11 protein-coding genes are annotated in these 11,799 nt (G+C 66.5%); 2 read left to right on the top strand and 9 right to left on the bottom strand.

From position 1 onward, the window contains the following. The first annotated feature begins 149 nt into the window (after nucleotides 1-149). Nucleotides 150-941, top strand: coding sequence for an HAD-IIB family hydrolase (locus tag AC3WVS_RS19110; RefSeq protein WP_492319903.1), 792 nt, complete (start codon nucleotides 150-152; stop codon nucleotides 939-941). 74 nt (nucleotides 942-1,015) lie between these two features. Here AC3WVS_RS19110 and ntrC read toward each other — a convergent pair whose 3' ends face one another. The 4 genes from ntrC to AC3WVS_RS19090 form a co-directional block, all read right to left on the bottom strand. Next, on the bottom strand, nucleotides 1,016-2,563 hold the full coding sequence (ntrC, locus tag AC3WVS_RS19105; protein ID WP_492319902.1) for a nitrogen regulation protein NR(I): 1,548 nt from the start codon (nucleotides 2,561-2,563) through the stop codon (nucleotides 1,016-1,018). An 87-nt stretch (nucleotides 2,564-2,650) separates the two neighbouring features. Continuing rightward, nucleotides 2,651-3,829 (bottom strand): nitrogen regulation protein NR(II), encoded by a 1,179-nt coding sequence (glnL, locus tag AC3WVS_RS19100; RefSeq protein ID WP_492319901.1) that lies wholly within the window; start codon nucleotides 3,827-3,829, stop codon nucleotides 2,651-2,653. 4 nt (nucleotides 3,830-3,833) lie between these two features. Then, nucleotides 3,834-4,409, bottom strand: a complete 576-nt coding sequence (locus AC3WVS_RS19095; protein ID WP_492319991.1) for a DUF4124 domain-containing protein — start codon at nucleotides 4,407-4,409, stop codon at nucleotides 3,834-3,836. 141 nt (nucleotides 4,410-4,550) lie between these two features. After that, a complete protein-coding gene (locus tag AC3WVS_RS19090; RefSeq protein WP_010809454.1) occupies nucleotides 4,551-5,966 on the bottom strand; it encodes a 3-hydroxylaminophenol mutase in 1,416 nt (471 codons plus the stop codon). A gap of 452 nt (nucleotides 5,967-6,418) precedes the next feature. Between AC3WVS_RS19090 and AC3WVS_RS19085 the strand changes: the two genes are divergently transcribed. Further along, nucleotides 6,419-6,883 carry a rhodanese-like domain-containing protein gene (locus tag AC3WVS_RS19085; RefSeq protein WP_010809453.1) on the top strand — a complete coding sequence of 155 codons (465 nt, stop codon included), beginning with the start codon at nucleotides 6,419-6,421 and terminating at the stop codon, nucleotides 6,881-6,883. A gap of 71 nt (nucleotides 6,884-6,954) precedes the next feature. Here AC3WVS_RS19085 and AC3WVS_RS19080 read toward each other — a convergent pair whose 3' ends face one another. From AC3WVS_RS19080 to AC3WVS_RS19060, 5 genes are all read right to left on the bottom strand, one after another. Then, on the bottom strand, nucleotides 6,955-7,779 hold the full coding sequence (locus AC3WVS_RS19080) for a competence/damage-inducible protein A (protein WP_492319900.1): 825 nt from the start codon (nucleotides 7,777-7,779) through the stop codon (nucleotides 6,955-6,957). Between the two features lie 12 nt (nucleotides 7,780-7,791). Continuing rightward, nucleotides 7,792-8,691: an EI24 domain-containing protein gene (locus tag AC3WVS_RS19075; protein WP_492319899.1), complete on the bottom strand. Its 900-nt coding sequence runs from the start codon at nucleotides 8,689-8,691 to the stop codon at nucleotides 7,792-7,794. A 153-nt stretch (nucleotides 8,692-8,844) separates the two neighbouring features. Next, nucleotides 8,845-9,819, bottom strand: coding sequence for a sterol desaturase family protein (locus tag AC3WVS_RS19070; RefSeq protein ID WP_011615615.1), 975 nt, complete (start codon nucleotides 9,817-9,819; stop codon nucleotides 8,845-8,847). Beyond that, complete coding sequence (locus AC3WVS_RS19065; RefSeq protein ID WP_492319898.1) at nucleotides 9,819-10,679, bottom strand: polysaccharide deacetylase family protein; 861 nt, start codon at nucleotides 10,677-10,679, stop codon at nucleotides 9,819-9,821. Before AC3WVS_RS19065 ends, AC3WVS_RS19070 begins: the two co-directional genes overlap by 1 nt. 18 nt (nucleotides 10,680-10,697) lie before the next feature. Next, nucleotides 10,698-11,696 (bottom strand): YVTN family beta-propeller repeat protein, encoded by a 999-nt coding sequence (locus tag AC3WVS_RS19060; RefSeq protein WP_492319897.1) that lies wholly within the window; start codon nucleotides 11,694-11,696, stop codon nucleotides 10,698-10,700. Nucleotides 11,697-11,799: the final 103 nt, after the last annotated feature.

Raw genomic sequence — 11,799 nt, 5'->3', positions numbered from 1 at the left:
ACAGTATGTGATTTTTTTGTGACAGCGGCATGTTACGCCTGTCGCACCTGCGCTAGCAAATCAGCAGATTCACCAGTATGGCCAGTACGATGCCTTTTGCAGTGCAATAAGGGAAATTGCCGCCAGATCCGCGGTTACAATGGCCCGCCATGCAATCCCTGAATAAGCTCTCTAATTCCGTGCTGCAGCGCGTGCGCGGCGTGCTGACCGACATCGACGGCACCCTGACCACCGACGGGCGGCTGCCGGCCTCGACCTACCTGGCGCTCGACGGGTTGCGCCGCGCGGGCCTGCACGTGATCCCGGTCACCGGGCGCTGCATCGCCTGGGCCGAGATCCTGACCCGGCTGTGGCCGGTCGACGCCATCATCGGCGAGAACGGTGCGTTCTACTCGCACCTGCACAACGGCCGCCTGCAGACCCGCTTCCTGGACGATGCCGCCACACGCGCGCGCAACCTGGCGCGCATCGAAGCGCTGGGCCAGCACATCGTGCGCGAAGTGCCGGGCTGCGCGCTGGCCTCGGACCAGGCCTGGCATGCCGCCGACCTGGCCATCGACCATGCCGAGGACGTCGCGCCGTTGCCTGCAGACGCCGTGGCCCGCATCGCCGCCATCATGCGCGAGGCCGGCATGACCGCCACGGTCAGCTCGATCCATGTCAACGGCTGGTTCGGCCTGCACGACAAGCTGTCGATGAGCAGGCTGTGCGTGGCCGAACTGCTGGGCGAAGACGTGGACGCGCGCCGCGACGAATGGCTGTTTATCGGCGATTCGGCCAACGATGCCAGCATGTTCGCCCACTTTCCGCTGTCGGTTGGCGTGGCCAATGTGCGCGACATCCTGCCGCAGCTGCCGGTGCCGCCGGCCTATATCACCGCAGCGGCCGGTGGCGAGGGCTTTGCCGAGATGGCGCAGCGGCTGGTCGAAGCGCACGGCTGAATACCCCACGCATAACAAAAAAACCGGCCGGGAAAGTCCCGGCCGGTTTTTCTTGTCACCCGCCCTGCCCTGGCTCAGTCGAACCCAAGCTCCTGCAGCTTGCGCGTGATGGTATTGCGCCCGATCCCGAGCCGGGTCGCCGCCTCGACGCGGCGCCCGCGCGTGACACCCAGCGCGGCCTCCAGCACCGCCTTCTCGAAGCGGCGCGTCAGCACATCCATGACCTCCGGCTGGCCGGCTTCGAGCATTGCCCGTGCCTCGCCGGCGAGCAGGCTTTCCCAGCCGGCCGGGGCCAGGGCCGGGACCACCGTCGCCACGGACGCGGGCCGGACTGCGGTGGCCGTGTCGGCCTCTGCCACCGGCGTCGCATACCCGCCGTAGTCGGCCAGGTCAGGCGCGCTTTCATACTCGGGCGCACGCGCTTCGGCAACGCGCTCGGGCCGCGGCGCATTGACCGGCTCGCTGGTGCCGGCTTCCAGCATCTCGCGTGGCAGGTCCTTGACCTCGATGGTCTGGGCCGGAGCCATCACGGTCAGCCAGTTGCACAGGTTCTCCAGCTGGCGCACGTTGCCGGGGAACGGCAGCGTGCTGACATAGGCCAGCGCTTCGTCGGACATGCGCTTGGGCTCGACGCCCAGTTCCTTGGCGCTCTTCTGCAGGAAATGACGCGCCAGCAGCGTGATGTCCTCCGGGCGTTCGCGCAGCGGCGGCAGGCGCAGCCGGATCACGTTCAGGCGGTGGAACAAGTCCTCGCGGAACAGCCCTTCCTTGACGCGCAGCTCCAGGTTCTGGTGGGTGGCGGCAATCACGCGCACATTGGCGCGCAAGGGGTTGTGGCCGCCGACACGATAGAAGTTGCCATCGGACAGCACGCGCAGCAGGCGCGTCTGCAGGTCGAACGGCATGTCGCCGATTTCGTCGAGGAACAGCGTGCCGCCCTCGGCCTGCTCGAAGCGGCCGCGCCGCATGGTCTGCGCACCGGTGAAGGCGCCGCGCTCATGGCCGAACAGTTCGGATTCGAGCAGGTCCTTGGGGATGGCTGCGGTATTGAGCGCGATAAAGGGCCCGTTGGCGCGCGGGCTGTGCTTGTGCAGCGCGCGTGCGACCAGCTCCTTGCCGGTGCCGGACTCGCCGGTGATCATCACCGTCACGTTGGACTGCGAGAGCCGGCCGATGGCACGGAACACGTCCTGCATCGCCGGCGCCTGGCCGAGGATCTCGGGCGCATCGACGAGGCGGTCGTCCAGCTCTTCCTCACGCAGGCTTTCTTCGAGCGCGCGGCGGATCAGCTCGACCGCCTTGTCGACATCGAAGGGCTTGGCCAGGTATTCGAAGGCGCCGCCCTGGAACGCGGCCACGGCGCTGTCCAGGTCCGAGTAGGCCGTCATCACGATGACCGGCAGGCCCGGATGCCGGGCCTTGATGGCCTGCAGCAGGTCCAGGCCCGATCCGCCGGGCATGCGGATATCCGATATCAGCACCTGGGGCTGGTCTTCTTCCAGCGCGGCCAGCGCATCCCGCACATTGGTGAAGCTGCGCGAGAGCAGGCTTTCACGGGCCAGGGCCTTTTCCAGGACCCAGCGGATTGATTGATCGTCGTCGACTATCCAGATCGGCTTCATGTGCGTCGCTTGTCTGCTCGGTGTCATTTGGTCTTCCGCATGCCCGGCCACGGCGGATGCACCATCGCTCGCGGACGCCGGCAAAAGCTAGTGCAGCGGCAGCAGGATGCGGAAGTCGGTACAGCCCGGCCTGCTCTCGCATTCGATCAAGCCCTCGTGCTGCTGCACGAAGGTTTGAGCGAGTGTGAGACCGAGTCCGCTGCCGCCATCCCTGCCCGATACCAGCGGATAGAAGATGCGTTCGCGGATGTCTTCGGGAATTCCCGGGCCGTTGTCGATGACATGCAAGTCCAATGCCAGCTTGAACAAGCGCTTGGCAATCGTGACCTGGCGCGCCACGCGCGTGCGCAGCACGATCTGCGCATCGCCGCGCGCCATGCGGTCGGCCAGCGCCTGCGCGGCGTTGTGCACGATGTTGAGCACGGCCTGGATCAGTTGCTCCATGTCGCCCTGCAGCTCGGGCAGGCTGGCGTCGTAGTCGCGCACGATCTCCAGCCCGTTGGGAAACTCCGCCAGCACCACCGAGCGCACGCGCTCCAGCACTTCATGGATATTCAGGCTGGACACGATATGCGGATGCCGGTGCGGCTCCAGCAGCCGGTCCACCAGCGTCTGCAGCCGGTCCGATTCCTTGATGATGACCTGCGTGTATTCGCGCAGCGAGCGCTCCGGCAGCTCGAACTCCAGCAGCTGCGCCGCGCCGCGGATGCCGCCCAGCGGGTTCTTGATCTCGTGGGCCAGGTTGCGGATCAGTTCCTTGTTGGCCGAGGTCAGGTCCAGGATGCGCTCTTCGCGTTCGCTGCGCACCTTCTGTTCGTTGGGCAGGATTTCCACCACCACGGTGTCGCCCACCGCTTCCAGCGCAGAGATCACCACGTGCACATGGGCCGGCTCCTGCAGCGGCGGGTGCAGGATCAGGTCCTGCCGGCGCACGTCGAACTGCCGCGTGACCACGGTGTCGATCATGCTGTGCAGCTCGTCGGAACGCCCGAACAGGTCAGGCAGCGTCAGCTCCACCATGCCCTTGCGCGACACGCCGAAGGTGGCTTCAGCCGCCGGGTTCGCAAAGACCACGCGCAGCCCCGGCTGCTGCACCAGCAGCACCGGGTTGGCCACTACGTCCAGGCCTGCATGGAACGCCACGGCGCCCATGGTCAGCACCTGGGCGCTGCCTTCGGCCGGCGCCGCGTCAGCCGCCGGCGATTCGCCACGGGCGCCGTCGGCACCGCCGGCCTTGCGCGACACTCCGCGAATCAGGCGACGCATAAGACTAGTCCTTCAAATTGCCAAGCTCGCGCCGCAGCGACGCCGCATTGGCCTCGCTGCGGGCGATGTCGTCGCGCAGCGCTGCGGTGCGGTCGAGGTATTTCTGATAGTTGCGCTCATTGCCCTGGCGCTCCGGCTGGCCGTTGTTGTACTCGGCGCGCAGCGCCTGCAGCTTGGCCTCTTCGGCCTGCAGCTCCTGCGCGAGCACCGCGCGGCGCTCGCCGTCGCGGCTCTTTTGCGTGGCGCTGTCCACGCGCGGGAAGCTGGTGCCTCCAGCCGCCGCGCCGGCGGTGCTGCCAGCGCCCTTGGCCGGCGCAGCGATGCGTCCGCCCGGAACCGTCACCACCTCCGGCAGTTTCAGCTTCTTGCAGCCCTTGCCGGCGTTGCCATTGCGATACTCGGGCACGCCATTGGGCCCGGTGCAGACATAGACGTCCGAGGACTGCGCGGCAGACTGCCCGGCCCATGCGCCCAGCGTCAGCGCCACGGCACTCACCAGAACAGGGAATCCGAGACGAAATTGGTGCAGAGAGCGGGGCAAGGTCAGGGTCCGGCAGGCCGTGCGTGAAGAGGCGTCCATGAACATGGCGTTAGGTTTGAACGGGGTGGGAACACGATTCCCCATTCTAGCGAGCAAAGCAAAAAGGGACAGCCGAAGCCGCCCCTTTCTGGTGCAACTGTTGCCCGGTCACAACCTGTGTCATTCCCGGGCAAGGGCCGCTTACAGCGAGTAGTACATTTCGAACTCGACCGGGTGCGTGGTCATGCGGAAACGCGTGACTTCTTCCATCTTCAGTTCGATGTAGGCATCGATCATCGAGTTCGAGAACACGCCGCCGCGGGTCAGGAACTCGCGGTCGTTGTCCAGGTACTCCAGCGCCTGGTCCAGGCTCGAGCACACGGTCGGGATCTTTGCATCCTCTTCCGGCGGCAGGTCGTACAGGTTCTTGTCGGCAGCTTCGCCCGGGTGGATCTTGTTCATCACGCCGTCCAGGCCGGCCATCAGCAGCGCCGAGAAGCCCAGGTACGGGTTCATCAGCGGATCCGGGAAGCGGGTCTCGATGCGGCGGCCCTTCGGGTTGGCCACGTACGGGATGCGGATCGAAGCCGAGCGGTTGCGGGCCGAGTAGGCCAGCTTCACCGGAGCTTCGAAGCCCGGCACCAGGCGCTTGTACGAGTTCGTGCCCGGGTTGGTGATGGCGTTCAGGGCGCGGGCGTGCTTGATGATGCCGCCGATGTAGTACAGCGCGAATTCCGACAGGCCGGCGTAGCCGTTGCCCGCGAACAGGTTCTGGCCGTCCTTCCACACGGACTGGTGCACGTGCATGCCCGAACCGTTGTCGCCGACGATCGGCTTCGGCATGAAGGTGGCGGTCTTGCCGTAGGTGTGGGCGACGTTCTGGATCACGTACTTCTGCATCTGGGTCCAGTCGGCGCGCTGCACCAGCGTGCTGAAACGGGTGCCGATTTCGTTCTGGCCCTGGCCAGCCACTTCGTGGTGGTGGACTTCAACGGGGATGCCCAGCGATTCCAGGATCAGGCACATTTCCGAACGCATGTCCTGGAAGGTGTCGATCGGGGCGACCGGGAAGTAGCCGCCCTTCTTGCCCGGACGGTGGCCGCTGTTGCCGTGTTCGAATTCCTTGGCCGACGACCACGGGGCTTCTTCGGAGTGGATCTTCACGAAGCAGCCTTGCATGTCGACGTTCCAGGTCACGCCGTCGAAGATGAAGAACTCGGGCTCCGGGCCAAAGAAGGCGGTGTCGCCCAGGCCGGTGCTCTTCAGGTAGGCTTCGGCGCGCTTGGCGATGGAACGCGGGTCGCGGTCATAGCCCTTGCCGTCCGACGGCTCGACCACGTCGCAGGACAGCACCAGCGTCGGTTCTTCGTAGAACGGGTCGATGTGGGCGGTGTTCGAATCCGGCATCAGCAGCATGTCCGAAGCTTCGATACCCTTCCAGCCGGCGATCGACGAACCGTCGAAGGCGTGGCCGCTTTCGAACTTGTCTTCATCGAAGTGCGACACGGGCACGGACACGTGTTGCTCCTTGCCTTTGGTATCGGTGAAACGGAAATCGACGAACTTGACGTCGTTTTCCTTCACCAGCTTCATCACGTCTGCAACGCTGTGGGCCATGCCAATCTCCTGGATATTCGGCGGAAGTCTGAGAAAGCCAATTCTTGGGCCTGTCGTCACCGGCGCCGATGCATGCTCTGCCGCGCCGTCCCGACCAGCCACGAAAGGACGAGGAATGTTAGCAGAAAGCGTGCCATGCAAACGCCCCACCGCCACCGGCAGCCCGAAAAATGTGCAACGTCGGCGAACCGCGCACCGCGGCGGCGTAAGGAAAGCAGCGGCTCCACTGCCGAGTGGCGCACCGGTTACACGCATTCCGACGTAGCGCCCCCTAATGAAACACCACAATGGTGCATCCAGCAAGGTACCGCACTGAAGCAGTGCATTTGCACCAAAAATAGTCATCAGACGCCCCGGCAGCCGGCAATGAGGTTTCGAATCGGCCCGGCGCTATAGAATAGTGTGTTGCGGCTTTGCCGCCCCCAATTCCATTCCTCAAATTTGTCACGCAGATGACCACCCGAGACGATCTCCTCCAGGCCGCCCGCCAGCGCCAACAACAGAACCAGCTCCCGTATTTCGGCGCGCTGTCGCCGCAGGAAGCCTTTGCGCTGCTGCAGAACGATCCTTCCGCCGTGCTGGTCGATGTGCGCACCCAGGCCGAGCTGGACTGGGTCGGCGGCGTTGACGTGCCGGACGCGCAGTTCGCCCATGTCGAATGGATGTCCTATCCGGGCGGTGCGCAGAATGCCCGCTTCGTCGAAGAGCTGAGGGCACGCGTGCCGGCCGACGTGCCGGTGCTGTTCCTGTGCCGCAGCGCGGCGCGCTCCAAGCACGCCGCGCGCGTGGCCACCGAAGCCGGCTACCACTTCGCCATGGATGTGCTGGAAGGCTTCGAGGGCAACCGCGACGACCACCACCACCGCAAGACTGTTGAAGGCTGGTGCGTGCGCGGACTGCCGTGGCACGGCGCCTGATCGCGGTCGGGCCAGGATGAGAGAAGGGGCAGCCAAGGCTGCCCCTTCTTCTTTTTGCGACCCGTGCCGCCTTAAGCCTGCGCCGCTTCGCGCGGCGGCTGCTCCACGGTCTCGAACCCCATCGCCTGCACGCCTGCGAGCAGCATCGCATAGGCCGGCGCCAGCAGGTCGGCCGGGCCCTTGACCCCCAGGTCGATATGGCGGCGCGCGAAGCGGTCGCCGCGCTGCACGTCGCCGACCGACGGCAGGCTGAACACACGGATGCCCGGATGCGCCGCTTCGACCGTCTCCATCAGCGGCGTCAGCGTGGACTCTGGCGCCTCGAACACGTAGAAGGCCCGCTCCTGCTGCTGCACCTGGTGGAACAGGTGCGCATAGTCGTGGTCCAGCACCCATTCCATCATCGGCCATGCCATCACCGGGAAACCCGGCATGAAGTGGTGGTGACCGACCGAAAAGCCCGGGATGCGGTTGTAGCTGTTGGGGATGATGCGCGCGCCCTCGGGGAACTCACCCATTTTGAAGCGGTGCTGGTTTTCCGGCTGGTTCAGGTCGGCTTTGACCGGGTCGCCGCCGGCGGTCTCGGCAATACGCAGCGCAATCAGCTCGCGCGCGTCGGGATGCAGCACCAGCGGCACGCCCAGCGCGGCGGCCGCGCACTGGCGGGTGTGATCGTCCGGCGTGGCGCCGATGCCGCCGGTGCAGAACACCACGTCCGGGCCGGCCAGCGTGCGCCGCAGCGTGGCGGTGATGCGGGCGCGGTCATCGCCGACGTATTCGGCCCAGTCCAGCGCCAGGCCGCGCGCGCCCAGCAGTTCGATGGTGCGGCGCAGATGCTTGTCTTCACGCCGCCCCGACAGGATCTCGTCGCCAATGACGATCAGGCCAAAACCCATATTGCCCTCGCTTCAGGAGTTTTCGATGCGGCGCACGTCGCTCGGCGCCAGGTCGATGACGTCGCCGTCAAGCGCCGGCTGGTCCGGCTGAGGCACCGGCGGCTGGGCCGGCACCGCCGCGCGCTCGGCCCGCAACTGCGCCAGAGCGCGCAGGCAGAAGTGGCCGAACCACAGCGCCGAGAAAATAAAGATCAGCACATACAGCCACAGCGTGCCGGCCAGCACGAACGGAAACAGGAAGATCACCGCCGCCGACGACACCCACAGCAGCGTCGGCGCCGAGCCCAGCAGCCCCACCGCCACCCCGATCACCAGCAGCGGCGTGCGGTGGCGGCGCACCAGCGTCTTGCGCTCTTCGGCGCTGGCGTGGTCGGCGAGCGCGTCATACGTCATCACGCGGTAGGTCAGCCAGCCCCACAGCACCGGCGGGATCAGCGCAAAGAACGGCGGGATCAGCCATAGCGGCAGCGTCACCAGCACCAGCACCAGGAACACCAGCGTGCTGCCCAGCGCCTGGAGCACGCTGCCCAGGATGCTGCCGCCATGGGCCTTGGCCAGGTCCGGGTAGCTGCGCTCCAGGTGGCGCACCACCGCCGGCACCGAGAACACGCCGATAAACATCAGCATCGAGGCAATCACCAGCGGGATCGCCAGCGCCGCCACGAACAGCGGCGCCACGATGGTGCGCATCGATTGCAGGCCGAACCAGTCGAGCGCACTGTAGATCCAGCTGGTCAGGATGGAGGTTTCCAGGAAGCTGCGCGTGGCGCCCATGATGGGGTCCCAGCCCCACCAGAGCAGACCGCCCCACAGCAGCGTGGCCAGGACGAAAGGCAGCACGGTCAGCATCAGCATGCGGGGATGCAGCTGGCTGACCAGCGCGCGGCCAAACGAGCGGAAGATATCGTTCATGCAGTCGAAGGCAAACAGGAGGAAAGGCGCCGGGCGCGGCAGAAGTCCGACTGGGCCGGACCGGCGGCAACCCGGAACACTAGCATACGCCGCTTGCCGCCGCGGCGCGCCGTGTTGCGCCGCGGGTGGAGGACTGCCTCCAGACCCGCCGTTTCAGCGCAGCCGCAGCAGCCGCTTGATGCCGTACCACTGGTGCGCCAGGAAGCCCGCGCCGTAGTCGTGGCCCTTGCCCAGCGGCGGCGGCAGCTGGTCGCGGATGCCGGTCGGATGGTAGGTCTCGGTGAAGACCGCGGTGCCGAGCAGCATGTCCCACCACGGGAAGATCACGCCGTAGTTGCAGCCGCCCAGCTTGGCCGGTGCGCCGTCGGCCTCATGGCCGATGCCCACGGCGTGGTGGGTGCGGTGAAAGCGCGGCGAGATCAGCAGCCGCTCGCCGATGGCGCCGAAGTGCAGCCGCACGTTGGCATGCTGCAGGCTCTGCAGCAACTGCGACAACGCCACCAGCAGCACGTACTGCGACGGCTCCACGCCCACGCCCAGCGCCACCAGCGCGAACACCAGATCGCGCAGCATGTCGTCCAGCAGGTGGTTGCGGTTGTCGCTCCACAGCGTCATCTGGCGCTGGCTGTGGTGCACCGCATGCAGATGCCACCACCAGCGGAACGAATGCGACAGCCGGTGGTACCAGTAGTCGAGGAAGTCGAACAGCAGCAGGTAGACAAAGAAGCTGACCAGCGGCACCGAGGTCACGCCCGGCCACCAGTCTTCCACATTGATGCGGTGCCAGCCCATCAGCCGCAGGTCGCCTTCCAGGGCGTCGGTCAGCGGCGCGAGCAGGAAGAACATGGCCAGCCGGAACAGCCCGAGCCGGTGGATCACCGTGTAGAAGATATCGGTGCGGATGCCGGCGCGGTCGGATACCGGCTCGACCGGGCGCCATTTCTCCAGCGGCCCCAGGATCAATGCCATCACCACGATCTGCACCAGGCCCACCAGCAGCCACTCGGTGCCGGTGAAGGCTTCCTCGGCATAGCGGCCAAACCCGAGGTCGTAGACCACGGGCAGCACCACGTCCTGGAACAGCGTGCCCTCGACCTGGCCGATCCAGCCGTTCAGCGTCTCCCACATCAGCGCCTGCCCTCCTTTTGCCCGACTGGCTGCGGCCTGGCGATCCAGTCGCGGTAGGCCGGGTGCTCGCGCAGCGTCGCGAAACAGAATCCCTTGCGCTCAAGGCCGGCGAGCAGCGGCTCCAGCACGCCGGGCGCCCACGGATCCTTGCGCGACCAGATGCCCAGGTGCGCCATGGTGATATCGCCGTCGCGCAGGTTGGCCAGCGCGCGTTCCAGCAGTGCCGCGTTGGGATAGCGGTCGGACGACAGCTCGTCGCCCAGGAACCCGGCCGGCGCCCAGCCGACGTGGCGGAAGCCGCACTGCTCGGCCCATTGCACCGTCTGCGGCGCGGTGCGCCCGCCCGGAGCGCGCCACAGCGGCACCATGGCGGCGCCGGTCATGCCGTGGAAGGCGTCGGCGCTGCGCCGCAGCTCCTGGCAGAATCCGGCCGCATCCATGGCCATGTCCTTGCCCGCCTGCGCGCCGAACTGCGGCCGCATGGTCACATGCCCGGCGCGCACGCTGCGCAGGTAGACATGGTCGAAGGTATGCGTGCCAAAGGCGTGGCCGTCGGCCACCAGCGACTTCCAGTACGGCGCCCAGGATGGGTCCAGCGAACTGTCCTGGCGCACGGTCGGCTCATTGGCCAGGAAGAACGTGGCGCGGATATGGTGGCGGCGCAGCGTATCGGCGATCAGCTGCGCCTGGCTCATGCTGCCTGTGTCGAAGGTCAGGTAAAGCGTGCCGGCCGGGCACGCCTTGGCGGCAGGCTTGGGCGCGTCAGCCGCCTGCAGCGCAGATGGCAGGCCGCAGGCAAGCGCCAGCGCAGCCAGCAGCCTGCCCAGCCGTCCGGATCGCGATGCCCTGGTGTCATCCATGGTCCCTGCCCTGCCCGGTCAATACAGCGGCGCGCGCGTGCGGAAATAGATGCCGTGCGGCGAGCGCCCGACGCGCACGGTCTTGACCAGCTTGCGGCTGGCCACGTCGACCAGGCCGACCGAGCGCGCCCAGCGGAAGGTGACCCACAGCGTCTTGCCGTCGGCGGTCAGCTCCATGTCGTCCGGGCCCGGCGGCAGGCCGGTGATGTCGCCGACCTTGGTCAGCGTCTGCTGGTCGATGATGCTGATGCTGCTCGTGACCCGGTTGCTGAGGAACAGGTGGCGCTTGTCGCCGACCGCGCGGAAGTTGTGCGCGCCCTTGCCGGTCTGGATCTGCTTGACCACCGTGCGCGTGCGCCAGTCGATCACGGCCACGTAATCAGCCCCGGTCATGCCGACCAGCAGGTATTTCTGGTCCGGCGTGACCCAGATGCCCGCCGGCGCCGAGCCGGTTTCCATGCGCCACATCACGTTCTGCGTGACCAGGTCGATAGCCGCCACCTCATTGGAGTCCTGCAGCGTGATGAAGGCGATGCGGCTGTCGGCGGTAAAGGCGATATGGCTGGGGGTCTTGGCCAGCGGGAACTGCTTGGCCAGCTTCAGCGCCTTGCCGTCCCAGCGGTAGAGGTCGACACGGTCGAGCCGGTTGCCGGTGGCGACAAACCACTTCTGGTCCGGCGAGAAGCCGATCTGGTACGGGTCGTCGACATTGGGCACGCGCTGCTGGACCTTGCCCGAGACCGGGTCCAGGAACACCAGGTCGTTGCCGACCGCGTTGGCAACGATCAGCGACTTGTCGTCCGGCGTTGCGATCAGGTGGTGCGGTTCCTTGCCGATCGGGAAGGTCTCCAGCACCTTCTGCGTATCCTTGTCGATCAGCGTGACGGTTGCATCACCTGAATTCAGTATCACCACCACTTCTGCCGATGCCGGTGCGGCCAGCAGGCCCAGCGCCAGGGCGCCCACCGTGAAACCACCAGCTACAACACGACGCAATGCGAACCGCAGCGCAAACATAAGACCCGCCAGAAGAAGACTGAACCGGCGATTCTAACGGTTGAGCACGAAAATCCGCTGACGCCGCGGCCGATCCCGATCAAGATTTTGGCAGATTGTTGCG

Source organism: Cupriavidus sp. CPT47-8839-RL05A, assembly GCF_058792255.1.
This window is presented reverse-complemented; position numbering and strand designations above follow the sequence as displayed.

Bases quoted from the DNA above. Each gene is read 5' to 3' on its own strand.
- AC3WVS_RS19070 (WP_011615615.1), bottom strand. From the start codon at position 9,819: ATGTGGGAGACGCTGAACGGCTGGATCGGCCAGGTCGAGGGCACGCTG.
- ntrC (WP_492319902.1), bottom strand. From the start codon at position 2,563: ATGAAGCCGATCTGGATAGTCGACGACGATCAATCAATCCGCTGGGTC.
- glnL (WP_492319901.1), bottom strand. From the start codon at position 3,829: ATGCGTCGCCTGATTCGCGGAGTGTCGCGCAAGGCCGGCGGTGCCGAC.
- AC3WVS_RS19080 (WP_492319900.1), bottom strand. From the start codon at position 7,779: ATGGGTTTTGGCCTGATCGTCATTGGCGACGAGATCCTGTCGGGGCGG.
- AC3WVS_RS19060 (WP_492319897.1), bottom strand. From the start codon at position 11,696: ATGTTTGCGCTGCGGTTCGCATTGCGTCGTGTTGTAGCTGGTGGTTTC.
- AC3WVS_RS19095 (WP_492319991.1), bottom strand. From the start codon at position 4,409: ATGGACGCCTCTTCACGCACGGCCTGCCGGACCCTGACCTTGCCCCGC.
- AC3WVS_RS19065 (WP_492319898.1), bottom strand. From the start codon at position 10,679: ATGGATGACACCAGGGCATCGCGATCCGGACGGCTGGGCAGGCTGCTG.
- AC3WVS_RS19075 (WP_492319899.1), bottom strand. From the start codon at position 8,691: ATGAACGATATCTTCCGCTCGTTTGGCCGCGCGCTGGTCAGCCAGCTG.
- AC3WVS_RS19090 (WP_010809454.1), bottom strand. From the start codon at position 5,966: ATGGCCCACAGCGTTGCAGACGTGATGAAGCTGGTGAAGGAAAACGAC.
- AC3WVS_RS19085 (WP_010809453.1), top strand. From the start codon at position 6,419: ATGACCACCCGAGACGATCTCCTCCAGGCCGCCCGCCAGCGCCAACAA.
- AC3WVS_RS19110 (WP_492319903.1), top strand. From the start codon at position 150: ATGCAATCCCTGAATAAGCTCTCTAATTCCGTGCTGCAGCGCGTGCGC.